Annotated in this window: 22 protein-coding genes and 1 pseudogene; 15 read left to right on the forward strand and 8 right to left on the reverse strand. The window is 45.1% G+C overall.

The genetic code is table 11. From position 1 onward, the window contains the following. Positions 1–213 precede the first annotated feature (213 nt). The 7 genes and pseudogenes from QUA97_RS09080 (at position 214) to QUA97_RS09110 (ending at position 8529) form a co-directional block, all read left to right on the forward strand. Positions 214–642 (forward strand): DUF7680 family protein, encoded by a 429-nt coding sequence (locus tag QUA97_RS09080; RefSeq protein ID WP_333194417.1) that lies wholly within the window; start codon positions 214–216, stop codon positions 640–642. 4 nt (positions 643–646) lie between these two features. Next, positions 647–1030 (forward strand): hypothetical protein, encoded by a 384-nt coding sequence (locus QUA97_RS09085; protein ID WP_333194419.1) that lies wholly within the window; start codon positions 647–649, stop codon positions 1028–1030. A gap of 299 nt (positions 1031–1329) precedes the next feature. Next, complete coding sequence (locus QUA97_RS09090) at positions 1330–4101, forward strand: DUF1156 domain-containing protein (RefSeq protein WP_333194421.1); 2772 nt, start codon at positions 1330–1332, stop codon at positions 4099–4101. A gap of 272 nt (positions 4102–4373) precedes the next feature. After that, entirely contained in the window at positions 4374–4598 is a 225-nt protein-coding gene (locus QUA97_RS09095) for a hypothetical protein (protein ID WP_228049891.1), read from the forward strand. Positions 4599–4610: 12 nt separating this feature from the next. After that, positions 4611–4943: pseudogene (locus tag QUA97_RS09100) on the forward strand (zeta toxin family protein); the annotation flags it as partial. 4 nt (positions 4944–4947) lie between these two features. Further along, entirely contained in the window at positions 4948–5121 is a 174-nt protein-coding gene (locus QUA97_RS09105) for a hypothetical protein (RefSeq protein WP_194067042.1), read from the forward strand. Between the two features lie 204 nt (positions 5122–5325). Next, positions 5326–8529, forward strand: coding sequence for a helicase-related protein (locus QUA97_RS09110; RefSeq protein WP_333194424.1), 3204 nt, complete (start codon positions 5326–5328; stop codon positions 8527–8529). A 245-nt stretch (positions 8530–8774) separates the two neighbouring features. On the opposite strand, the gene pstB is transcribed toward QUA97_RS09110, so the two are convergent. The 5 genes from pstB to pstS form a co-directional block, all read right to left on the reverse strand. Then, positions 8775–9575 carry a phosphate ABC transporter ATP-binding protein PstB gene (gene pstB, locus QUA97_RS09115; RefSeq protein WP_194067040.1) on the reverse strand — a complete coding sequence of 267 codons (801 nt, stop codon included), beginning with the start codon at positions 9573–9575 and terminating at the stop codon, positions 8775–8777. A 233-nt stretch (positions 9576–9808) separates the two neighbouring features. Then, entirely contained in the window at positions 9809–10702 is an 894-nt protein-coding gene (gene pstA / locus QUA97_RS09120) for a phosphate ABC transporter permease PstA (protein ID WP_194067039.1), read from the reverse strand. A 34-nt stretch (positions 10703–10736) separates the two neighbouring features. Beyond that, on the reverse strand, positions 10737–11693 hold the full coding sequence (gene pstC, locus QUA97_RS09125) for a phosphate ABC transporter permease subunit PstC (RefSeq protein ID WP_194067038.1): 957 nt from the start codon (positions 11691–11693) through the stop codon (positions 10737–10739). 80 nt (positions 11694–11773) lie between these two features. Continuing rightward, on the reverse strand, positions 11774–12130 hold the full coding sequence (locus QUA97_RS09130; protein WP_194067037.1) for a hypothetical protein: 357 nt from the start codon (positions 12128–12130) through the stop codon (positions 11774–11776). Between the two features lie 3 nt (positions 12131–12133). Beyond that, positions 12134–13297: a phosphate ABC transporter substrate-binding protein PstS gene (gene pstS / locus QUA97_RS09135; RefSeq protein ID WP_194067048.1), complete on the reverse strand. Its 1164-nt coding sequence runs from the start codon at positions 13295–13297 to the stop codon at positions 12134–12136. A 791-nt stretch (positions 13298–14088) separates the two neighbouring features. Here pstS and QUA97_RS09140 point away from each other — a divergent pair. The 7 genes from QUA97_RS09140 (at position 14089) to QUA97_RS09170 (ending at position 18798) form a co-directional block, all read left to right on the forward strand. Then, positions 14089–14667: a biotin transporter BioY gene (locus QUA97_RS09140; protein ID WP_194067036.1), complete on the forward strand. Its 579-nt coding sequence runs from the start codon at positions 14089–14091 to the stop codon at positions 14665–14667. A gap of 203 nt (positions 14668–14870) precedes the next feature. Then, on the forward strand, positions 14871–15380 hold the full coding sequence (gene lspA / locus QUA97_RS09145) for a signal peptidase II (protein ID WP_194008963.1): 510 nt from the start codon (positions 14871–14873) through the stop codon (positions 15378–15380). Between the two features lie 300 nt (positions 15381–15680). Next, on the forward strand, positions 15681–17318 hold the full coding sequence (locus QUA97_RS09150; RefSeq protein WP_333194429.1) for a B12-binding domain-containing radical SAM protein: 1638 nt from the start codon (positions 15681–15683) through the stop codon (positions 17316–17318). A 142-nt stretch (positions 17319–17460) separates the two neighbouring features. Continuing rightward, on the forward strand, positions 17461–17793 hold the full coding sequence (locus tag QUA97_RS09155; protein ID WP_194067034.1) for a type II toxin-antitoxin system RelE/ParE family toxin: 333 nt from the start codon (positions 17461–17463) through the stop codon (positions 17791–17793). A gap of 4 nt (positions 17794–17797) precedes the next feature. Further along, positions 17798–18151: a helix-turn-helix domain-containing transcriptional regulator gene (locus QUA97_RS09160; protein ID WP_333194432.1), complete on the forward strand. Its 354-nt coding sequence runs from the start codon at positions 17798–17800 to the stop codon at positions 18149–18151. Between the two features lie 13 nt (positions 18152–18164). Further along, a complete protein-coding gene (locus tag QUA97_RS09165; protein WP_194067032.1) occupies positions 18165–18626 on the forward strand; it encodes an SRPBCC family protein in 462 nt (153 codons plus the stop codon). Next, on the forward strand, positions 18610–18798 hold the full coding sequence (locus QUA97_RS09170; protein WP_194067031.1) for a CPXCG motif-containing cysteine-rich protein: 189 nt from the start codon (positions 18610–18612) through the stop codon (positions 18796–18798). The genes QUA97_RS09165 and QUA97_RS09170 overlap by 17 nt, the downstream gene beginning before the upstream one ends. 7 nt (positions 18799–18805) lie before the next feature. Here the strand turns inward: QUA97_RS09170 and QUA97_RS09175 are convergent, their stop codons facing one another. The 3 genes from QUA97_RS09175 to QUA97_RS09185 all read right to left on the reverse strand — a co-directional run bounded on the left by QUA97_RS09175 (position 18806) and on the right by QUA97_RS09185 (position 21816). After that, the gene (locus QUA97_RS09175) at positions 18806–19555 is read right to left on the reverse strand and encodes a gamma-glutamyl-gamma-aminobutyrate hydrolase family protein (RefSeq protein ID WP_194067030.1); all 750 of its coding nucleotides are present in this window, start codon (positions 19553–19555) and stop codon (positions 18806–18808) included. A 195-nt stretch (positions 19556–19750) separates the two neighbouring features. After that, positions 19751–20410, reverse strand: coding sequence for a DUF2834 domain-containing protein (locus QUA97_RS09180; protein WP_194067029.1), 660 nt, complete (start codon positions 20408–20410; stop codon positions 19751–19753). A gap of 125 nt (positions 20411–20535) precedes the next feature. Further along, the gene (locus QUA97_RS09185; RefSeq protein WP_333194435.1) at positions 20536–21816 is read right to left on the reverse strand and encodes an FAD-dependent oxidoreductase; all 1281 of its coding nucleotides are present in this window, start codon (positions 21814–21816) and stop codon (positions 20536–20538) included. Positions 21817–22095: 279 nt separating this feature from the next. On the opposite strand from QUA97_RS09185, the gene QUA97_RS09190 reads away from it, so the two are divergent. After that, on the forward strand, positions 22096–23412 hold the full coding sequence (locus QUA97_RS09190) for a glycoside hydrolase family 10 protein (RefSeq protein ID WP_194067027.1): 1317 nt from the start codon (positions 22096–22098) through the stop codon (positions 23410–23412). The last annotated feature ends 251 nt before the right edge of the window (positions 23413–23663 follow it).

The raw sequence follows: 23663 nt of genomic DNA on the forward strand, positions 1-23663 counted from the left end.
ACTCCTGACTCCTTTCTCCTAACTTTCTCCTTCTTTCTCCTGACTCCTGACTCCTGACTCCTTTCTCCTAACTTTCTCCTTCTTTCTCCTGACTCCTGACTCCTGACTCCTTTCTCCTAACTTTCTTCTCCCTTCTTCCTTCTCCTGACTCCTGACTCCTTTTTCCTCCTCCCTCCTCCCTTCTCCTGACTCCTGACTCCTGACTCCTTTCTTATGCAAGAATTTCAATTACGAGTTGTACCGATAGACAACAATAATTTCGCCTTGGAACTCTACCAATGCGCCTACAAGAAAGCGGGAGAGAAAAAACGTCCAGCGGCTAAACGATTGGGGCGACTCAAAGGCAATGCTCTGGTTTTGGCGAGACAAAAAATTTATGCCACTCTCAAAGCGAATAATTACGACCCGAAAACTTTATCTCAGCAGCGACAAACGCCTTATATTTTATCAGAAGAATCCGGCGTGAGTTTGGCGATTTTATTTCAATCGCTGCAACCGCTATCGAAAACTGAACGAATTGCTAATATTGCAGAAGGGATTATGGCGATGAGTAATGAAGAGGCACATTATTGGTTTGGTAAAATTGCTAATGGCAATCGTTCAAATGCTTTGAAAGCTTTGCGAATATTATTGGGAGATTAATCTGATGAAAGTAGCTGATTTGTCTAATGAAACTTTAGCCAAGATTAAAACAGTGCGGTGGGATCGAATTATTGAGAAGCATGAAGGGCCGTTTAAATGGGAGTCTGAGTTTAGATACCGCGAACCGGAATTTATCGAAATTGAGGGGCGGTGGGTGTTATTGCCCGTTGAAGCATCCCGTCACCAAAATATCACGATTTTGCGGGCAATTTGGAGTGCGGATGGTAACTCGCTGACTCTGTTTCTCAAGGATACAACTTTTGACGATGATATGTTTGTATCGGGATATATGGCTGTGTGCGATCGCCCTAAAGGAGAACAGTTTTTCTTAGCAGTATTGTACCACGAATGGTTTATCATTGAAAAGACCGAGGTATTTGAAGATTGAGCGAGATTTTTTTTGGATAATACCAATGCACATTGCAGTTTGCAATCCCTTTAGAGGCGGGCTAGAAGCAACAACCCGGAGATCCCCCCTTAGCTTGCCCCCTACTCCCCCTTAATAAGGGGGGAACAAGAGTTCAAGTCAAAGTCCTCCTTATTAAGGGGGATTTAGGGGGATCGAGAATTGTTCAAAGTCCCCCTTATTAAGGGGGATTTAGGGGGATCGAATATTGTGGCACGTCACAAATAACCAACAACCAACAACCAATAACAAATAACCAATAACAAATAACCAAAAAAATCATGCGCCCTCACCTATTCATCGAGAAAATTATGCCCGTAAACCTGCTAAACGAGCAGGTTAATTACGAACACGGCGGCAATCCATTTAAAGGATTGCACCGCTGGTATTCCCGCAAACCTTTATCGTTTTCTCGCGCTTCGGTGTTGGCGTCGATTTTACCCGCAGAGATTTCTTTAGAAGAGTTTGAATATTTGCTGGGATTGGAACCGGGGAAGGAAATTAAACTCTACAAAACTCCCCCGTCTTCGGTGCGAATTAAAAAGGTTCACGATTATTGCGAGAAGGTGTGGGGGAATCGCACGCCGACTATTTTAGATGCGTTTGCGGGTGGGGGAAGTATTCCGTTTGAGGCGGCGCGGTACGGGTTGAATGTGTTGGCGTCGGATCTCAATCCCGTGGCGGTGGTGACGATGAAGGCTGCTATGGAATATCCGCTGAAATTTGGCCCGGATTTGCAGGAGGATATTGATAAATGGGTGCAGTGGGTGGGGGATGAAGCCGAGAAAAGATTGGCGGAATTTTTCCCTTCTTTACCGGGGGAAACTGTGCAGAATTATTTGTGGGCTCATACGGTAATTTGTCCGAGTTGTCAGTCGGTTGTGCCTTTGAGTCCGAATTGGTGGTTGTACAAGCGCCCGGAAAAGCAGAATTTACATAAATGGTGTGCGGTGAAACCGATTCCTAACTTGGCACAGAAGCGGGTTGATTTTGAGTTAGTGAAGGGGAAGAAAGGCAAGGATACGACGATTCAAACGGATGATGGGGAGTACGATCCGAGTGATACAGTAACGATGAGTCGAGGAGTGGGAAAATGCTCTAACTGTGACACTGTTATTGATAATGATCTAGTTATGCAGTCTGGCAAATCGCAAAACATGGGACATCAATTATATGCTGTTGCTTACCGAAAGGGTTCCAATGCCTTAGAATTTAGATTACCAACAGAGGAAGATTTAAAAGCTGTCCAACAATCTCATCAAACAATTATAGATAAGAAAACTGTTAATATTGAATCTTTCCCATTAGAAGATGTTCCACCTGTAACTAGAGATACTAGGCTTAGGCTATATGGAATTGAACACTGGACAGAATTATTTAACCCTCGACAGCTTTTAACGCTTGTCACTTATGTAGAAATTATCAACGAAGCTAAGGCGCTGCTACAGGCTGAATATGAACCGGAGAAGGTAGAGGCGATCATTACTTATTTAGCTTTAGTATTAGATAGATGTGCTGATGCAAATTGTAGGCTAGTTATTTATAACGCGGCTAGAGCTTGTATTCAAAAAGCTTCTACACAACACGCTTTAAATTTAATGTGGAATTATCCCGAAGTTAATGGGGCTAATGAACTTTGGAAAGCGTGTCAGGAAGAAGGAGCCAGAGATTACACACCCCTTTGTAAGTTATTTGGTACAAAACCCCACTCAACAGGCCTCCCAGGAATCGAACAATACGACCCAAAAACCATCCAAATTAATGCTGCATCCGCCGATAGCCTCTACCACATTCCCGACAAATCCGTCGATGCAATTATCACCGACCCGCCCTACTATGCCACCATTCAATATGCCGAAATGTCCGACTTTTTCTACGTGTGGATGAAGCGCACATTAGGCGATATTTTCCCCGATTTATTCTACTCAGAACTCACCGACAAAGATAGAGAAGCCGTGGCGAATCCGTCGCGCTTCCGCAACATGGGCGCATCCCCCGACGAACTCGCCAAACAAGATTACGAAGCAAAAATGGCCCTAGCTTTTAGCGAATATTACCGAGTTTTGCGCGATGACGGCGCGATGACAGTCCAATTCAACCACAAAGAATCCGGCGCTTGGGACGTGCTCACAAAATCCCTCATCGATGCCGGTTTCGAGATTACCGCATCCTGGGCCGTCAGTACCGAAAACCCGCAAAACTTGCACCAAGCCAAGAAAAACTCAGTTTCCAGTACAGTCCTTTTAGTTTGCCGCAAGCGCGACACCAACGCCGCCCAAGCTTGGTGGGACGATTTGCGCCCGGAAGTCGCCAATCTCGTCGAACAGCGCGCCCCGGAATTTGAAGCCAACGACATTACAGGAATCGACCTTTATTTAAGCGCCTTCGGCCCGGCTTTAAACGTGTTCAGCCGTTCCTATCCCATCCTCAACAGCAGCGGCGAAGAAGTGCGCCCGGAAGTTGCTTTTGCCGAAGCCAGAAAAGCGATTGCAAACTACCGTTTCCGCAAACTCGTACAAACCGATACAGCGGGTTTTGACGCGCTGACTCAGTGGTATTTCCTCGCCTGGGATGCCTTCCGCGCCGTGGAATTCCCCTTCGATGAAGCGCGACAACTCGCCCTCGCCGTGGGCGGTTTCGATGTGGTTGATTTAGCCAAAAAATACAAATTGATTGACTCGGTTAGCGGCACTTGCAAGCTTTTGACACCGAAACAGCGGCTGAAAAAAGGTGCTTTTTCGGTGAATCCGCAAGATTTTTCGCTGACATATTTAGTGGATGGATTGCACGCAATTATTGCGTTGTATCAGGAGGATGGAAATATTCAAATTGTGCGCGAGTTTATGAAGAAAGCTAATTTGACGGATAATGATAATTTCATGCGGGCGATTGAGGTGGCGCTGAAAGTTATTCCGCGTTTGGGCGACGAGAAGAAGCGGATACCGGAGGAGAAGGCTTTGTTGGATTTGTGGTTGGTGATGGATGAGATTAAGGCGAAGGTTGTTTATCAACAATTGGATATTCCCTTTGAGGGACAATTGAGTTTGTTTTAAGAGGATTTACGCGCGGGTGGTCAGGTTTTTTTGAGGACACGGCAGTTTTTTTGAGGACACGGCAGTGCCGTGTCCCTACAATAAATCGGGCGATTATTACGTTTATAATCGAGGAAGATTGATTTTTTTGCGGTAGGGAAACGGCACTGCCGTGTCCTCCGTTGCCCTGCGATCAATGGTTTTGAGGTAGGGAAACGGCACTGCCGTGTCCTCCGTTGCCGTGTTATAAATGGTTATAACAAATAACCAATAACAAATTACTAATAACAATTATGCCGGATGTTTATGTTATCGGAGGTTGCAACGGTTCGGGAAAGACAACTGCGGCGATGCAGTTGTTGCCGCATTTTCTCAATGTGTTTGAGTATGTCAATGCTGATGAAATAGCTGTTGGGCTTTCACCTTTCAATCCCGAATCTGTGGCGATGCAAGCGGGGCGATTGATGCTGCAACGGTTGGACTCGCTATCAAATGCCGGTGCTGATTTTGCTTTTTAGACAACTCTCGCTTCTCGCAATTATGTCCGGTTTTTGCGGAAGTGTAAACTAAAAGGTTATACTGTTAATTTAATTTATTTTTGGTTGCAAAGCCCGGAATTAGCGGTTTATCGGGTGCGGCGGCGGGTAGAAAGTGGGGGGCATAATATTCCTGAAGATGTGATTCGCCGCCGCTATGAAAGAGGGAGGAAAAATTTATTAGAATTGTATTTACCTTTAAGTGATATGTGGGTTAGTTACGATAATTCTAATCCGATTCCTGAATTGATTGCAGAATGCCCTTTAAATTCTAATCCGATAATTTATCAGTCCCAGATTTGGAATACAATTACTCAGGAGGATTAATCCGATGACTCAACAAAATCAAAAATTGTCCGATCGCATCGATGCTGGTGTTAAAAAGGCGATCGCACAGGCGATCGAGAAACACCGCAGACTCGGACAATCAATTAGTATTTGGCAAGATGGAAAAGTCGTGACACTTTCTGCTGAGGAGATTCCGCCACAACAAATACCAGAATAAGTTTCGAGAAAGAGATCCCCCCTAACCCCCCGGATAGTCGGGGGGGACAAGAGTTTAATTCCATTCAAAGTCCCCCGATCTAAGGGGGATTTAGGGGGATCGAATCTTGTGGCAAATAACAAATAACAAATAACCAATAACAAATAACCAATAACCAATAACCAATAACCAATAACAAATAACCAATAACCAATAACCAATAACATGAATTTACAAGATTATCCCTGGCGGATTAGCTATTCTAGCAACGAAAATAACCCGATCGCCGATTTCTACATTCCCGCCCTAGAATGTGCCCTACAGTACGATCGCAAATCCGGCTTTTTCAACAGCGCCATCCTCAGTAAAGTCGCGCAGGGATTGGGCGCAATGCTGCACAATTGCGGGCGGATGCGGTTAATCATGGGCTGTCAGTTTAGCCCGCAGGATTTGCAAGCTATCCAACAAGGTTACGCCCTCCGAGATGCTGTTACCATCCGCCTCGATACCGATTTGCAGCCGCCCAAAACCTTCGCGCAACTCAAACATTTTGAAATCCTCAGTTGGCTGATTCAAAACAGTTATCTCGATATTAAAATTGCCGTTCCCCTCAAGTCTGACGGTTTACCAGTAGATACTGAAAGTTTACTCGATCGCCAGCATATGTTTCACGAAAAAGTTGGCATTTTTACCGACAGCAAGGGCGCACAATTAGCTTTTAGCGGTTCCAATAACGAATCTCTCAGCGGTTGGGAAAGTAATGTTGAATCTTTCCACGTTTATTGTGCCTGGGAAGGCGGCAGAGATGCCGAACGAGTTTCTGAAGAGATTTTTCGGTTTGAACAGTTGTGGAACAATTTATCGCCAAACGTGCGCGTTTTTGAAGTGCCGGAAGCGGTGAAAAATAAGTTGCTAAGCTACGCGCCCAGCAGTAAACCCGTGTGGAGTCGGGAAGAAAGTTCGGCAACGGATTTTGTAACGGATGTAGCGGATGAGGAGGGTTCGGCAGCGGATTTTGTAGCGGATTTAGCGGATGTAACGGATGTTGGGAGTCGGGATTTAGGGGGAGTTATTGGGGATTTTGAGTTATCTCAAGATTATGCTAAGTTTGAACCGCTTTTCAATTTGTATGCTTCACCAACTTGTCTCGATTATTGTTTGAAATCTATTCCGATTAAACCTTGGCCGCATCAGATTAAGATATTGCGTAGAGTTGCGGCAAATTTCCCGAAAAGTTTCTTAATTGCGGATGAAGTTGGTTTGGGAAAAACTATCGAAACTGGGTTGATTCTCCGTTACTTGCTGGTTAGCCAAAAAGTCAAACGTGTGTTAATTTTAGCACCCGCTAGCATTCAACCGCAATGGCATGAAGAGTTGCGGGAAAAATTTAATTTGCACTTTTGGAGTTATACGAAAGGTGAATTTATCCCCGCAGGTAATTCCCCAATAACCAATAACCAACAACCAATAACAAATCCTTGGAATTCCCAAAATCTGATTTTAGCATCATCTCATTTAGTCCGTCGGAGCGATCGGGCAAAACAACTGCTAGAGGCGCAACCGTGGGATTTAGTTGTACTCGACGAAGCGCATCACGCCCGCCGTCAAAGCCCGCAAAACCGCAAGGAAACGCCGAATCGGTTGCTACAGTTGATGCAGCAGTTGCAAGAAAAAAGCCGATCGCTTTTGTTATTATCCGCCACGCCGATGCAGATTGATGCGATCGAGGTTTTCGATTTATTGCACCTTCTCGGCTTGCGCGGACATTGGTCTTATGGTGAGAATTTCTGCAATTATTTTAGCACATTGTCCGCAAAGCCCGATGGCGTCCCGCCCCGCAAGCTACGCCAAACCTTGAATTTTTGGCAGCAGATGTCTGTCGGTTACTTCCAGCAAGGGGGTTCGCCCTGTTTGCGATTGCAGGAATATTTACAGAAGGGCGATAAATTACTATATTATAAACTGAGAGATGTCTGGGAAAAAAATCAGCGAATCAACCTGAAACAAGTTATTGAAGACCAAGATTTCCTCGCCACTTCCCGTCAATATTTGACAGTGAATACTCCCCTGAAAGATTTGATGTTCCGCCACACCCGCGACACCTTGCGCCAATACTATCAGCGGGGATTGTTGGATCGGGATATTCCCCGCCGCGCCGTCAGAGACAATGCAATAACTTTAGAAAATAACCGCGAAGTGCCGCTTTATCTCGCCGTCAGCAATTACGTCCGCCATTTTTACAATCTAGCGCAAAAAGACAACCGCAAAGCGTTAGGATTTTTGATGACTCTTTACCGCAAACGGCTGACAAGTTCGTTTTATGCGATTCGCGAATCCTTACAGCGCCGCCTCGAAGGAATCAGCATTACTGAGGATGATTTCAGCGATTTAGATGATGCGGATGATGTAATTTTGGAAGGGATGGAATCTTATTTTGAACCGGCAGATCCTGAAGAGATTAAATATTTAGAAGATTTACTGTATCAATTTGAGAATACTGGCGAAGATAGCAAGCTTTCGCATTTTATCACAATTTTGCGTCAGGAATTGACTGAGAGGGAAAGTGCGATCGTCTTTACGCAATATACTGACACAATGGACTATCTCCGCAGCGCTTTACAACAATTATATGGTGCTCAGATTGCTTGCTATTCCGGGCGCGGCGGAGAATTGTATCAAAACGGTGAATGGCGAACTTTTCCCAAGGAACAAATCAAAGCCAAATTCCGAGAAGGAATTATCAAAATTTTACTTTGTACCGAGTCGGCTTCCGAAGGGCTAAACTTGCAAACCTGCGGTGTTTTAATCAACTACGATATGCCTTGGAATCCGATGCGCGTCGAACAGCGGATCGGCAGGCTCGATCGCATCGGGCAGATTTATGATACTGTCAGAATACACAATTTTTACTATGACGGGACGGTAGAGGCGAAGGTTTACAAGAAATTGCGCGATCGCATCGATGCTTTTCAAACCGTTGTCGGTAATTTGCAACCGATTCTCGCAACAGTTCCCACTTTCATCGAACAGGCTGTGATGAGTGCAGATCCCGAAGAAGAGGGTGTTTTGTTGGGAGAGTTCGATCGCATTTTAGACGCGCCGCCTCCCGGTCCCGCCCTCGATGAAATGGTCGCGATGGATGTAGAATCAGACTTGCAGGAAATCCGTCAACCTCTGCCGCCGACTTCTCTGTTTCCTGAAACCATCGAAAATTTGTTTGTCAATTCTGCGATTTTAAAGCAGATGGGCGCGACTTTTGCAGCAACTTTTGGAGAAACGGGCGATCGAACTTTTAAACTAACTTATAAAAATCGTATTTATGACATCGCATTTCACCCGGATGTGTTTGCCGAAAATCCGGCGTTTGAGTTAATGAGTTTTGGGAATCCGCTGTTTGAAGAATTGGTCGATCTAGCCCGACAATTTTAGGTTTGTTGTTGGGTTCTGACGCGCCAGAACCCAACGACAAACTTTAATTTTTGGATCGCAAAGGAGTCATGCAATTTGAGATTTTACAGCGTATTCCAGGTTGGTAGGGACACGGCAATGCCGTGTCCCTACCGAGGATATATATCTGGGGTGTGTTTCATAAACCGGGAATCTGCTGTAGGTTTGTATTTGAGCCTCTTAGCGCGAAGATTGCAACTGCAAACAAATTTCAACCTGTCGGGAAATCAACCAAAACGGCCGCTGACATAATCCAAAGTAGACTCTTCCTTCGGACTTTGGAAAATCACCTCAGTTTTGTCACACTCCACAAGATAGCCAAACCGCTTCCCATCGTCAGAAAGTTTAGCATTGAAAAAAGCAGTAAGGTCAGAAACCCGAGAAGCCTGCTGCATATTGTGAGTCACAATTACGATGGTATACTTCTCCTTGAGTTCCCGCATCAACTCCTCAACCTTAATCGTCGAAATCGGGTCAAGAGAAGCGCAAGGTTCATCCATCAATACTACATCAGGATTAATTGCGATCGCCCTAGCAATACACAAACGCTGCTGCTGACCGCCCGAAAGAGAAAAACCGCTTTGCTTTAACTTATCCTTAACCTCATCCCACAAATAAGCTTGTTGGAGCGACTTTTCCACCAGCTCATCCATATCTCCCTTATAATTATTCACCCTCGCACCGTAAGCAATATTGTCATAAATTGACTTCGGGAAAGGATTCGGCTTTTGAAACACCATCCCAATCTTGCGGCGCACCTCCACAGCATCAATATCAGGATCGTAAAGATTTTGACCTTGGTAATGAATTCTACCCTCTAAACGAAAACCGTTAACTAAATCGTTGAGGCGGTTAAAACATCGGAGAATTGTACTTTTGCCGCAGCCAGAAGGCCCGATCAAAGCAGTAATCCGATTTTTAGGAATTTCTAGCGAAACATTTTTCACCGCGTGAAAACCGCCGTAAAAAATATTGATATTTTCAGTCCGTAAAACAGTTTCCGTCTGCTTGTCCAAATCCATCATCATACAAATAACTATCCTCTTAATTTTTTCAGAACCAGCGAATCTTGTCAGTTGTTAGTTGTCAGTTGTTAGTTGTTAGTTGTTAGTTGTTAGTTGTTAGTTGTTAGTTGTCAGTTGTCAGTTGTCAGTTGTCAGTTGTTAGTTGTTAGTTGTCAGTTGTTATTAGCTAATACTTTCATACCAACTGCCAACTGCCAATGACTAATGACCAATGACTAATGACCAATGACTAATGACTAATAAACCTTTTGGCGAGTAGCCCAGCGAGACAGAATACTCGTCAGCAAAACCATCAACACCAAAATTAAAGATGCAGCCCAAGCCAACTCTTTCTGTGCCTTAAACGGAACCGTTGCAAAGTTATAAACCAAAACCGCAAGACTCGGAGTTGGCTTATCAAATCCTGTCGGCCAAAAAGGCGAATTCAGCGCCGTGAAAATCAAAGGAGCAGTTTCTCCAGCAGCGCGGGCAATTGCCAGCGTCACACCAGTTAAAATAGCCGGAATTGCCGCAGGCAAAACTACCTGCAACACTGTTTGATAATTAGAAGCACCCACACCCACCGACGCCCATCTAATATCTTGCGGGACGATTTGTAGGGCTTCGTCAGTAGTTCGCACAATTGTCGGTAACATCAACACAGCCAGCGCCGCGCCCCCTGCAATTGCCGAAAAACCTCCCATATTTACCACGAACAAACCGTAGGCAAATACCCCGGCAATAATCGAAGGAACGCCGCTGAGGACATTAGTAGCAAAGCGCACCCAGCGAGTGATTTTGCCGCTGCTGAACTCCGACAAATAAACGGCGGCCAACACGCCAAAAGGAACAGCAATTAGAGAAGCAATTCCTACGGTCATTAATGTACCGAGAATGGCATTGGCGATACCGCCTCCCGACAGTCCCGGTGCGGGCGGCAGCTTCGTAAACAAGTCTAAATTTAGGCGATTAAAACCTTGTACGGCTACGTAGGAAAGCACTGCAAACAAAGGCAGCAGAGTGACAGCCAGACAAGCTCCAGCCAGTACAGTCATCGCCATACCAAACAGCGCTTGCGGGCTGTTTTTAACCTTCTTCAAACTGCCTGTTTTCGATCCAAAAGGATTCTCATCGGAGACGCTCTTTGACATAAACTAAAACTATGTAGGAAATTGTGCCAAACTTCTAGTTGTACTTCGCTCTTACTTGAGAAACAATCCACTCTGCCAAAATATTGACAATCAGTGTCATAATAAACAGAATTAGCCCCGCGTACATCAGAGCGGCCACTTGCAATCCAGAAGCTTCGGCAAATTGATTTGCCATCAGAGAAGCAATAGTATTTGCAGGAGCTAGCACAGAAGCACTTAACTGATTGGAATTTCCAATTAACAGCGTTGCGGCCATCGTTTCTCCCATCGCCCTGCCGAGGCCTAGCATAATTCCGCCGACAATGCCGGAAAAAGCTGCTGGTACGAGGACTCTAAAGATTGTTGTCCAGCGAGTTGCTCCCAAACCCAGAGATGCTTGTCGCAATTCGGGGGGGAGGCTTGCTAAACAGTCGCGCGAGATAGCAGTAATAATGGGCAAAGTCATAATCCCCAAAATTACTCCGGCGGGTAACATTCCCGGCCCCACTGGCGCTGTGCTAAAAATTGGCAGCCATCCGAAGTTACCGTTGAGAAACTTTCCGATGTTGGTAATAATGGGGATCAATACAGCAATGCCCCACAAACCATAGACTACGCTGGGAATGGCGGCTAAAAGTTCTACTAAAAAAACTAAAGCTGTACGCACTGGCAGCGGCAAAAAGTCTTCGCTCAAAAAGATGGCAGTCCCTACTCCTAATGGTACTGCAATTAGGAGCGCGATCGCAGAACTGGCGATCGTCCCGTAAATCATCGGCAGCGCACCGTACTCTTCTTTAACCGGATTCCAATCACTGCTAAACAGAAAGCCCAAACCGTACTGTTGAATCGCTGGTAAAGCTCTGAAAGCAACGGTTAGCGCGATGACCAGCAAAATTACGCCAACTCCGATTCCCAAAATCCGAGTCAGCCAGATAAAGCCTTGGTCTAAGGATTTTTCTATCCGAGAGCGGGAACGCTTCTCTGATTGAGCGATGTTACTATCTGAAACCATATACAAAAATCCAAAAAAATAGTAAGGAAAAATTGCATTTTTGCCAAAAAACTAGAACCAACTGGAGAAATGCACAGGCGCTAGAAGGAATCAAAATACAGAGGCGGGACACCTGTTCCACAAGGAGGAAGAGAAGAGAAGAGAGGATGTTGATAAGTGATGCACTGATTATTATCTAAAAGAAGGGCCGGTTGATTAATTTCCTGACTTGTCCAAAAATATTTCCGCTCCAACCCACCTCTAGAGAAATATCTCTTTTCCTTCTTCCTTCTTCCCTCTTCCGTCTTCCTTCTTTTCACCCTGAGCGAAGCCGTTATAGCCTTCTTCCTTCTTCCTTCTTCCGACGGACTTACATCCGTTACATCCGTTACATCCGTTACATCCCGTACATTGCTCGTTGCCGAACTTCCGACTTCACGCTTGACTTCTTCCTTCAATAACTATTTACCAATCTCAATCTTGTAGTCGGGGCTGATGCCGTCGGCTGCCAAAGCAACTTTTTCTCTGACGTTTTGGGGTAGAGGAACGTAACCCAATTCTGCACTAACTTTTTGACCTTCGGTTAAGCCGTATTCCACCATTGCCTCGATAACTTTGGCTTTGTTGGGGTCTGCAACTTTTTTGGGAACGAGCATCCAAGTGTAGGTGACAATTGGATAGGATTGAGCACCTTCGGGGTCTTCGATAAATGCTCGCAGGTTTTCCGGCAGGGGCGCAGTTGCTAAAGCTTGAGAAGCTGAGTCGTCTGTAGGTACTACAAATGTGCCTGCTTTGTTTTGCAAAGATGCAAATTTGACGTTGTTGTTTTTGGCGTAGCCATATTCGATGTAGCCGATGCTGCCTGCTGTTTGCAGGAGTTGGCTGGTGACGCCTTCGTTGCCTTTTGCACCTACGCCTACGGGCCACTGTACTGTTTTGCCCTCGCCTACTGCTGTTTTCCAGTCGGGGCTGATGGCGCTGAGGTGTTTGGTGAAGATGGCGGTGGTGCCGCTACCGTCGGAACGGTGGACGACGGTGATGTTTTGGTCTGGCAATGTTACACCGGGATTGGCTGCTGCTATTTTGGGGTCGTTCCACTTGGTAATTTTACCGAGGAAGATTTCTGTGTAAACGTCTCTGGGCAGTTTGAGTTCGGTTACTTCTGGCAGGTTGTAGCCGATGACGATGCTGCCGGCTGTCATGGGTAGCAAAAGTACGCCTTTGTCTGCTGGAACTTTGGCGATTTCGTCGTCTTTCATGCCGGTGTCGCTGGCCCCAAAGTCTACTGTGCCTTTGGTAAATTGTTCGACTCCGGCGCCGCTGCCTACTGATTGATAGTTAATTTGTACTTTGGGGTGGATTTTGTTGAAGTCTTGAAACCAGCGCTGATATAGGGGGGCGGGGAAGGATGCGCCTGCTGCGGTTATGGCTACGTCTGAGGATAGGGTGAGTTTGTTGTTTGCGGCTGTGCCTGTGGCTGCAACGGGGGATGCTGCGGTGTCGCCGGGGCTGGGGCTGCTGCTGGTTGTGCTGCCGCCACAAGCTGCTAAGCTGAGGGCGATCGCCACAGCGGAAATTGCTGTTGTCGCACGATTTGGATTAATCAGGTTCAGACGAAAAATCATAGGTATACAAAATCTGCGATCGTTATACGGATGTCCGGCCATAGCATATCGCGCGAAAGTAAAGGTTAGGTTAAGAATCTTTACTTTCGATCGCAACTTAATATGAATTAACATTAATTTAATTCATTGATGAGCTTGGCAAGTGTAATTTTATAAGATGGGTGAAAGATCAATTGGTGGGGAAACAAGGGTGCGATCGCCCGATCGGGTTAGCAATCGCTGGTCTTGAGCTCAAAGCTTGCATTCGAGAGGATCGCGAAAAATTCCCACGATTAAAGTATCGCAACATCCAGGTTTGAGAACCAGAAAACCCTACAATGGTGGTTGTTTTGACAGTAGTGCTAGTATTGAGAACTTAAAAGTTGCGGGCACTCCAGCCTGCATCGGATCAATGCTGATGATATATAGCCGAGTCTCAAAAAGATGAGGTACTATCCGGCATCGGGTATTGGGCATAGGGTATTGGGCATAGGGCCTAAAAGCATCGGGCCTAAAAGCATCGGGCCTAAAAGCATACCTCACTTTTTAGAGAACCGATATAGCAACCGCCCTGACGGTTACGACGTTCTGGCATTGCACAAACATAAACAGTCGATTGTAACTTCCTCTTGACTTCTTCTTCCTTACCTTCCTTCTGCCGACGGACTTACATCCGTTACATCCGTTAAATCCGCTACAAAAGAAGCGGACGTACTTCCTTCTTCGTGATGACCAATGACCAATGACCAATGACTAATGACTGATGACTAATGACCAATGACTAATGACTTCTTCCTTCAACATCTGCTATAATGCCTGCTCCTCTTGAATTAATCTGGGCTTTTATTGGTTTGCTCCTAACGATTGGAGGCAATTTTTTGCCTGCATCTGTGACAATGCCGATCGGGTTGTGGGACGATCGCGGACTGCAGGCGTACTCTTTAGGCGTGACTTATCAAATTGGAGCCGTGTTGCTAGTAGGCTGCATGGGCGGCAAAAATGCTGCTGCTCTCTCGCAAATTGCCTATTTGGTATTAGGATTAACTTTGTGGCCGATTTTCGACCGAGGCGGCGGCATCGGCTATCTTAAAGAAGCGAGTTTTGGGTATTTGCTGGGTTTTGTGCCTGGTGCTTGGGTGTGCGGCTGGGTCGCTTTTAAGGTGGCTTCGCGACTGGAATCTATGGCTTTTAGCTGTTTGTGCGGTTTATTTACAGTTCACGCGATCGGCTTAATTTATCTAATTTTTAGTTACTTGCTGATTCCTGGCAAAAAAGTACCTTTATTAAATGAAATTCTGACCTATTCGGTTTATCCCCTGCCGGGACAATTGGCGGTGGTTTGTGCGATCGCATTGCTATCATTTACTTTGCGCCGCTTGATGTTTTATTGATTAGTCATTAGTCATTAGTCATTAGTCATTAGTCATTAGTGATTGGATGTTATGGCCGAAAGTGGCCAGAGTACAAAGCCTCCCGATTTATCCGTGGTGTCAATTCTTCAATCGATATTGGGTTATACTGTCATTGCACAACGGGAGAATCATCTCGCTGCGGCTGATAAATATCCGATGCCCTATATTTAATTCCCCAATCCATGCGTTTTAAAAGAAATCCCTTGTTCTGGGTTGCTGCTATTATCAGTTTAGTTTTAGACCACCTAAGCAAGTTTTGGGTAGTGCAAAATTTTGACTTGACAATTCCTCCGCAGACTCAGCCGCTGTTACCAGGGATATTTCACTTCACTTATGTTGTTAATACTGGTGCGGCTTTTAGTTTGTTTAGCAATGGCGGGGCGAGTTGGTTGCGCTGGCTGTCTTTGGGGGTGAGTGTGGGATTGATGGTGTTGGCTTGGTTCGGGCCGCGAATTAACCGCTGGGAACAAGCTGGCTACGGTTTGATTTTGGGGGGCGCGCTGGGTAACGGGATCGATCGATTTGTTTTGGGCCACGTTATAGATTTTCTGGATTTTCGGATAATTCGGTTCCCGGTGTTTAATCTGGCAGATGTGTTTATTAATGCTGGGATTATCTGTTTGCTGATTGCGACTTTTCACGGCCCACCGCCGCCGAAAAACCGAGACGCGAGTAATTCTATTTCAGAGTAACTTTGAAACACCAAGTTCGGAAACGGATTAGTAAAAGCGGATGTAACAGATGTAACTGCTAACTAATCCTAGGCTGCGCTGGTCGATTATTTTTTTTAAAATATTTATACTTTATCTGCATAAAATCTCGATCGGGCAACCGCTGAGTGAAGGCAGATGCAACGCAGATAATTTCCATTCAATAATTGAAATTGACTGAGTGCAATGCAAGTCTATTCAGAAATTATACACCATACAATAACTTTGAAAATAACTTAAAATAAGATAGTAACAAACCTATTGTTAAAGTTAAACTTGCCCATGACTCCTAACCCATTTGCCCAAGAACGGCTGCTGTTTGCCCCAGCAACCCCCGATGCTGATGCTATTCCGACTATTTTTGCATTTCCCAACGAGTACACCGTTGGCATCACCAGTCTCGGCTATCAGATAGTGTGGGCTACTTTGGCTGTGCGATCGGATATTGAAGTCAGCCGTTTATTTACTGATATCCGCGAACAACTTCCCCGAGATCCAGAATTACTGGGATTTTCGCTTTCTTGGGAACTTGACTATGTAAATATTCTCAATTTATTAGAATCTCTAGATATTCCGATTTGGGCATCTAAACGAACTGACAATCATCCGATAGTATTCGGTGGCGGCCCCGTTTTTACGGCGAATCCAGAACCTTTTGCAGATTTTTTTGATGTGATTTTGCTGGGAGATGGCGAACATCTCATTGACAATTTTATTGATGCTTATAAAGAAGTCCGTACCGCCGACAGAAAAACTAAATTGCGCTATTTAGCCCAAGTTCCGGGAGTTTACGTCCCCAGTTTGTACGAAGTAACTTATCTGGATGCCACTGAGGGTATTAAATCGATTCAGCCTGTCGATTCGGGAATTCCCAGTATGGTTGAAAAACAGACGTACCGCGGCAATACTTTATCTGCTTCTACTGTGGTGACAGAAAAGGCTGCTTGGGAAAATATTTATATGGTGGAAGTGGTTCGGAGTTGTCCAGAAATGTGCCGTTTTTGTTTGGCAAGTTATCTGACTTTGCCGTTTAGAACTGCGAGTTTGGAGGATTCGTTAATTCCGGCGATCGATCGCGGTTTAGCTGTGACTAATCGTTTGGGTTTGTTGGGCGCTTCTGTGACTCAACACCCGGAATTTAAACAGTTGCTGGAACATTTGAATCATCCAAAATACGACGGCGTGCGGCTGAGTCTTTCTTCGGTACGCACGAATACGGTGACAGTTAGGTTGGCAGAAATCTTGACAAACAGAGATAGTAAATCTGTGACAATTGCGGTGGAAAGCGGGAGCGATCGCCTCCGCAAAATTGTTAATAAAAAACTCAATAACGATGAAATTATCCAAGCTGCAATCAATGCTAAAGCTGGCGGTTTAAAGGGTATTAAACTTTACGGTATGGCGGGAATTCCCGGCGAAGAAATGGAGGATTTGGAGGAGACGGTGGCGATGATGCGGGCGATTAAAAAAGCGGTTCCTGGTTTGCGGTTGACTTTTGGATGCAGCACTTTTGTCCCGAAATCTCACACTCCTTTTCAGTGGTTTGGAGTGAATAAAGATGCGGAGAAGAGGCTGAAGTTTTTAGATAAAGAATTGCGGAAGTTAGGTTTAGAATTTAGACCTGAAAGCTATAACTGGTCGGTGATTCAGGGTTTGTTGTCGAAGGGCGATCGGCGTTTGTCTAAGCTGTTAGAATTAGTGCGGCATTACGGCGATACTTTGGGCAGTTATCGGCGGGCTTTTAAGGAGTTGCGGGGACAGTTGCCGGAGATGGATTTTTATGTTTTTAAAGAGTGGGAATTGAACCAGGTTTTGCCTTGGAGTCATTTAAAAGGGCCGCTACCGGAGGCGACTTTGAAGAAGCATTTGGCTGAGGCGATGAGTCATTTTAGGACGAAGGATTTGCAGTTGACGAGTTAAGAAATAGCGGATGCGAAAGTGCGTTAGCGAAGCCCGCCCCTACGGGGGCTACGCCAACGAAGAGGATCGCATCTTTGCAAGTAAGTAGATTGAAAGCTAACTTAACAAGATAAAATAAGGAGCGACGTACTATAATACAATTATGCCAGAAGTCCAACCCAAGGAAATTCAGCGTTATGTCACCTCAGATGGCAGAGTACCTTTCGCTGAGTGGTTTGATTCCTTCAAAGATACAAACACTCAAGCCAAGATTCGATCTAGGCTAAATCGGGTTGTTACTGGTAATTTGGGAGACTATCGTTCAGTTGGAGAAGGAGTTTGCGAACTCAGAATAGAGTATGGCCCTGGTTTCCGAATCTATTTTGGGCAAGTTGGAACAACAATTGTGCTTCTCCTCTGCGGTGGAGATAAAAGCACTCAAAACCGAGATATCCTCCAAGCAAAAGAATACTGGACAGATTACAACAGGATTTAAAACAATGGCTAAAAGTATCCCAGATCATCCGTTTTTGATTGAATCTCTGAGACAAAACCCGGCATTGTCAGCCGCCTATATAACGGCGACTATAGAGGAAATCGACCCGGAACCTGAATTGCTGAAACTTGCTCTGGGCGATGTAGCAGAAGCTCTGGGTCAACCAAAAATGACTCCTGAACAATATGAATGGCACTTAAAAAGACTGGATGAATTGCTGTCGCAGCAAGGAAATGATGCGATTTATAATCTGGGAACTTGGCTGAATGCTTTGGGGTTGAAACTAACTGTTGCTGTTTGTACAGATACAGAGGATCATACTGCAAATGCTGAAATTATATCCGAATTAACTGTTTAGCTCAATTCAACAAATGCCTAATTTTCGATATTCATCCCTAATTAATTCTGCCGTTGAAACTGTCTGGAACTTTCACGAAAGACCGGATATTCTGCAACTTTTGACTCCGCCTTGGCAACCGGTGAAAATTATTCGCCGCGAGGGGGGACTTGATGTGGGTGCGGTATCAGAATTTCGGCTGTTATTGGGGCCGATTCCGGTAAAATGGGTGGCGACTCACACTGAGTGCGAACAATATCGCTTATTTGTTGACGAACAAACTGAGGGGCCGATGGCGCGTTGGACTCACCGACACGAGTTTACCACAGAAAATGGCCAGACTCGATTGACAGATGCGATCGCATTTTCGATTCCGGGCGGCCCGATTGTCGATTTGCTGTTAGGTTGGTGGGTGGAAATGCGGTTAACAGATATGTTTCGCTACCGCCACGAAGTCACAAAAAGAGAGTGCGAAAAAAATGCAAACAACGGCTGAATATTACTGTGCTTTCTGCGGCGAACCGAGTACAACTTTTGTTGATATCAGCGCTGGTAGGGAGCAATCTTATATCGAAGATTGTCAGGTTTGCTGTCGCCCGAATGTTCTGTATGTCAGAATAGATGAAGATACCCTGGATATTGAAATTGATACTGACTATCAAGAATAAGTGACTATCAAAATGTATGAATTGCATTTGATACAGACTTGGTGGAATTCATGAATTTTGAAGCGGCTGCTTCTACGAATGCCTTAAAAATTCCAGAGTTTACCGAACATTTTGGCGACATTTCTGGATGCCACTGAATTGCTATCATCCAAGGGTGATAGCAGTGTTCCATTGCTTCTACCAAAGTGTCAGGTGCATCGGCTACAATTCGCCAATCTGATGTTACCTTCCGCACTGCTTGATGATGCCAGGAAACAACGGTTGTTGAAGTTTTTCCCATAATTTTTGCGAGGCGACTGTTGGGTTCAATTTCAATGGTATGCTCGATCGCACGTGGGGGAATTCCGGTGCCGTGACGAACCTCCTCTCCGTAAGCATCCGGTACATGAATCACCAAACTGCCGCCGCTGGCTACGTTCAGCATTTGCATTCCGCGACAAATCCCCAACACAGGTATGTCAGACTTCAAAGCTAGCTTAGCTAAGTTTAATTCAAAATTGTCGCGTTCTGCGTTAACTGAGTAAACTGTGCGATCGCACAAACCGCCATAAATTTCGGGGTTAATATCTCCGCCCCCCGAAAAAATCAAACCGTCTACTGCATCAAAAATACTAGCTGCATCTAATTGATTGGGTGGCAACAAAATCGGAATGCCGCCAGCCGCTTGCACTGCATCAATATACGATCCATTTAAGCAATATTCTCCTGCTAGGCTGCGGTTGTAAGTTGTGATACCAACGATCGGATGTTTCTTCATTTGCTAGAGAGTTAGAGATAATTAATTAGATTGATACTCAGATTTTGCACTATTTGTAATCAGTCTTTCACGGGCTGGTTAGAAGTTCATCCCACAATAAAACGTACTTATTGTGAAACAGGCATCTTGCCTGTTTCTTGTCTAATTTATTGTGATTGATTTCTAGATTACACTAAAAATCCCCTGTACTGCTGTCTAATTTGTAACAGTTTCCGCACCATTTTCTGGCAACGACTTGCGCGTACACAGATAAGCCAGGGGCCCGAATAGCGGCACTAATGTTACTGCCCAAAATGCTGTAGAGTTCTGCATTCCTCGGCGCGCCATGTCGTCGGCTAATAAGGCAGGAAATAGCAGGGAAAGCATACAAAAATCTAAACTCATTACATGGATAAAGCGGCTGGTTTGCCAATGTTGAAAAAAATCAGACCAATCGCCTTTTGTCAAGCCAAAGGCAACTAACGCAGCAGCGCCTAATGTTAGGAAAATTCCAGTCAAACGGGAATCTAATACTTTTAAAAATATATTTTTAGTGCCTGTAAATTCTGGATTAGGTTCGCGCAAGGCTAAATAAGGCAGCAAGGCAAATGCGCCGACTCCAAAGGATAAAGTAGCAAACAACCATGCAGGTATTTTCTGCCCCCTGCCGTCAGCAAATAAGACGCAACTGTAGATGAGCGGCCAGACTCCCATGATGTTGAACAAGGCTACAATTAAAGGGTTGATGCCTGCTATTTGGCCTGTGGCAAGATTTGTAATTAGTGCGATCGTTTCTGGGCTATCCGGCGGTGCGAATACAAAGGCGTAGGTGCTGAATGCAATCCACAGCAGCCAAAATCCAATTTTTCTGAACATAGTTAGTTTTTCTTGCTTCCGATCTTACTATAGCAAGCTTAAGGGTTTTTGAATAAGACTTTTTTTGTTTACCGCAGAGGGCGCAGAGGGCGCTGAGAAAGATGGGAGAATAGCTGAATGTATTGCTATTTGGTGTTGCGGGTTTTGGGCAGATTGCTGAATTTTTGCATAAATTGGCGATCGATCCAATCTTTCCAGTACCACAATAACGGTGATTCCCACATGAACGATCCGCGAGAGGCGATCGCCCTTTTATTCCCTGTACCAATTAAGGCTAAATATTGTGACTGCGGTGCAAACGGTTTCAGCGGTTTTTGTGATAAAAAATGCTGCAAGTTTTCAAACAGCGGTTTGCCCTGACGCACGGCAAACACGCCTGCTTTGGGACGGGGATAATTCACCATCGCGCAGATGTCTCCAGCCCCAAATACGTTGGGGTGAGAGACTGATTGGAGGCAATCGTTGACTTGCATAAAGCCTTTTGAGTCGGTGGCCAAACCGGATTCTTTTATCCAATTGGCTGCGGAAGCTTGTGTCACCCAAAAAATGGTATCGCACTCAACTTTCAAACCCGATTCACAACAGATTTTGGCATTGGGCATTGGGCATTGGGCATTGGGCATTGGGCATGGGGCATTGGATGCTATTTCAATCATTTCTTGGTTTTCTATAGCACGGACTTTTTCCATTAAATGTACTTTAATGCCACGACTAATCAGAATTTCTTTGAGGCGATGACGTACTCTATAGTTATGTCCCTGCATCAATTCAGCCCCGCTGTGAAACAAGTGAATTTCTAATCCCTCTTCCTGCTTAAACTTTCCTGTTGTGTTGTTAAAAATCCATCCGTTAAATCCGTTACAAAATCCGCTGCCGAACCCTTCTCCCTTCGCAAGATGAGATTGCATATTCAATGCTAATTCTACGCCGCCTGCACCGCCGCCGACAATGGCGATCCGCAGCGGTTTTTGGGGATGGTTTTGTCTTTCGGAAATTAACTGATTCCAGCTAGCTAAAAACTCCGGTACCGGTTTAGCTGGAATGGCATATTCTGCGGCACCAGGCACCGATAGAGTCGCGGGAGTGCTGCCGATATCTACAGAAAGCACGTCAAAATTAACTGGAGGGCGAGTTTGACAAATAACTAAATTTTTGCTAAAGTCGATGGCGATCGCCCGATCGACCAATATTTGACATTTGGCAAATTCCGCGAGCGATCGCAAATCGATGTGACATTCATCATAATCGTAAAACCCAGCAACGTGCCCCGGCAGCATCCCCGAATAAGGCGCGTACAAGACATCGCTAATCAAAGTCAAACGCACTCCTGGCAGCGGTTTGATGCCGAACATTTTTAATACAATAGCATGACTGTGGCCGCCACCAATTAAGACTAAATGTTTCACAAATTAGATATGTTCGATCGAGATTTTTCACCACAAATATTGTACAGCACTCGCACTCCCGCAGACCGCACTGTCCGGTCAGGAGAATTTGCAGCGCGTAACTAATTCTAGCCCAGCACTTTGACAAAATGCTCTGACTTACCCTCTGGATCGCAGATTATATTTGACCGGCGCGGCGATCGTACATTCAGCACAAATTGCTGTAGACTGTAGAACGAGCAAACTTCATCACCAAATTATGCCGGGGTGTGTTTTATAGCTAATTAACCATTCACAACTATGACATTACGCATCATTCCTCGCAGTTGGCAGCGATCGATTAAAACAATTTTCCCGCTGCTATTTGCGATATCATTCATTATAGTATTGCTGGTTAATAACTTAACTCCGGCGATCGCCCAACAACCCCGCCAAGAAATTCGCGGAGTTTGGATGACGACAAACGACAAAGACATCCTCAGAGATAGCCACAAACTAGGAGATGCGATCGCTAAATTAAAGCGGTTAAATTTCAACACAATATATCCCGTAGCCTGGAACTCTGGCTATGCAATGTATCCCAGCCCAGTCGCCCAGCAAAGAGACATTCAACCATTTGTTTACAGAGGGTTAGACGGACAGGATATGCTCGCAGATTTAATTGCCCAAGCCCACCGCCAAGGCCTGCTAGTAATTCCTTGGTTTGAGTTTGGTTTTATGACACCTCCCACCTCAGAATTAGCATTAAACAATCCCGATTGGCTGACACAAAAACAAGACGGCAGCCAAACATCAAACAGCGCAGGTGGCGAAGTAGTTTGGCTTAATCCATTTCATCCAGAAGTGCAGGAATTCATTACCGAACTCGTACTAGAAATCACCACCCAATATAACGCCGACGGCATTCAATTTGACGACCACATGAGTTTGCCATCAGAATTTGGCTACGATGAATACACCATTGCTTTGTATACCAAAGAAACCAAAAAAGCACCGCCCAAAGATTTTGAAGATCCAGCATGGGTGAAATGGCGAGCCAATAAAATCACCGCTTTTATGTCGCAGCTAAATCAAGCAGTAAAAGCAGTAAAACCCAACGCTATATTCTCAATTTCTCCCAATTACTACGAATTTGCTTACAAGCATCACCTGCAAGATTGGCTGAATTGGGTGCGTTTCGATATTGCCGACGAACTAATCGTGCAAGTTTACAGTCCAAATCTACAATCATTTGTGGACAAGATTAGCCGTCCAGAAATGCAAGAAGCACACCAAAAGATTCCCACCGGAGTTGGGATTATGACAGGTTTGAGAAATCGCCCAGTAGCGATTCAGCAAATTCAATCCCAGGTGCGCGCCGTCCAACAATACGGCTTAGGTGCGGCTTTCTTCTACTACGAAAGCTTGTGGGAAGATGCACCGGAACCAATTGGCGATAGATTTTCTCAATTTAGTGAATTCTTCCCATTTGCTGCATTCCGAACAGCGCTACAAATACCCAGACGCGCCGCAACTTTCCCACCGCCGCCGCCACCCAAACCAGACCCGAAAGCTAAGCCCCAGCAACCTATAAAAGACTCCGCACCTTCGCCCTCACCAACCACATCACAAAAGTAAAGAGTCATTAGTCATTAGTCATTAGTCATTAGTCATTGGTTGTTGGTTATTGGTTATTGGTTATTGGTTATTAGTTGTTGGGAATTGGTTATTGGTTGTTGGTTACTGGCTACGAATTCCCAATCCCTCCGCTTCGCTCCGCCCAATTCTCACTTCCCAATAACAACTAACAAATAACAACTAACAGCTAACAGCTAACAGTCAACAGTCAACAGTCAACAGTCATTGGTCATTGGTCATTAGTCATTAGT

The organism is Microcoleus sp. CZ3-B2 (assembly GCF_036705055.1).
Classification (GTDB): Bacteria; Cyanobacteriota; Cyanobacteriia; order Cyanobacteriales; family Microcoleaceae; genus Microcoleus.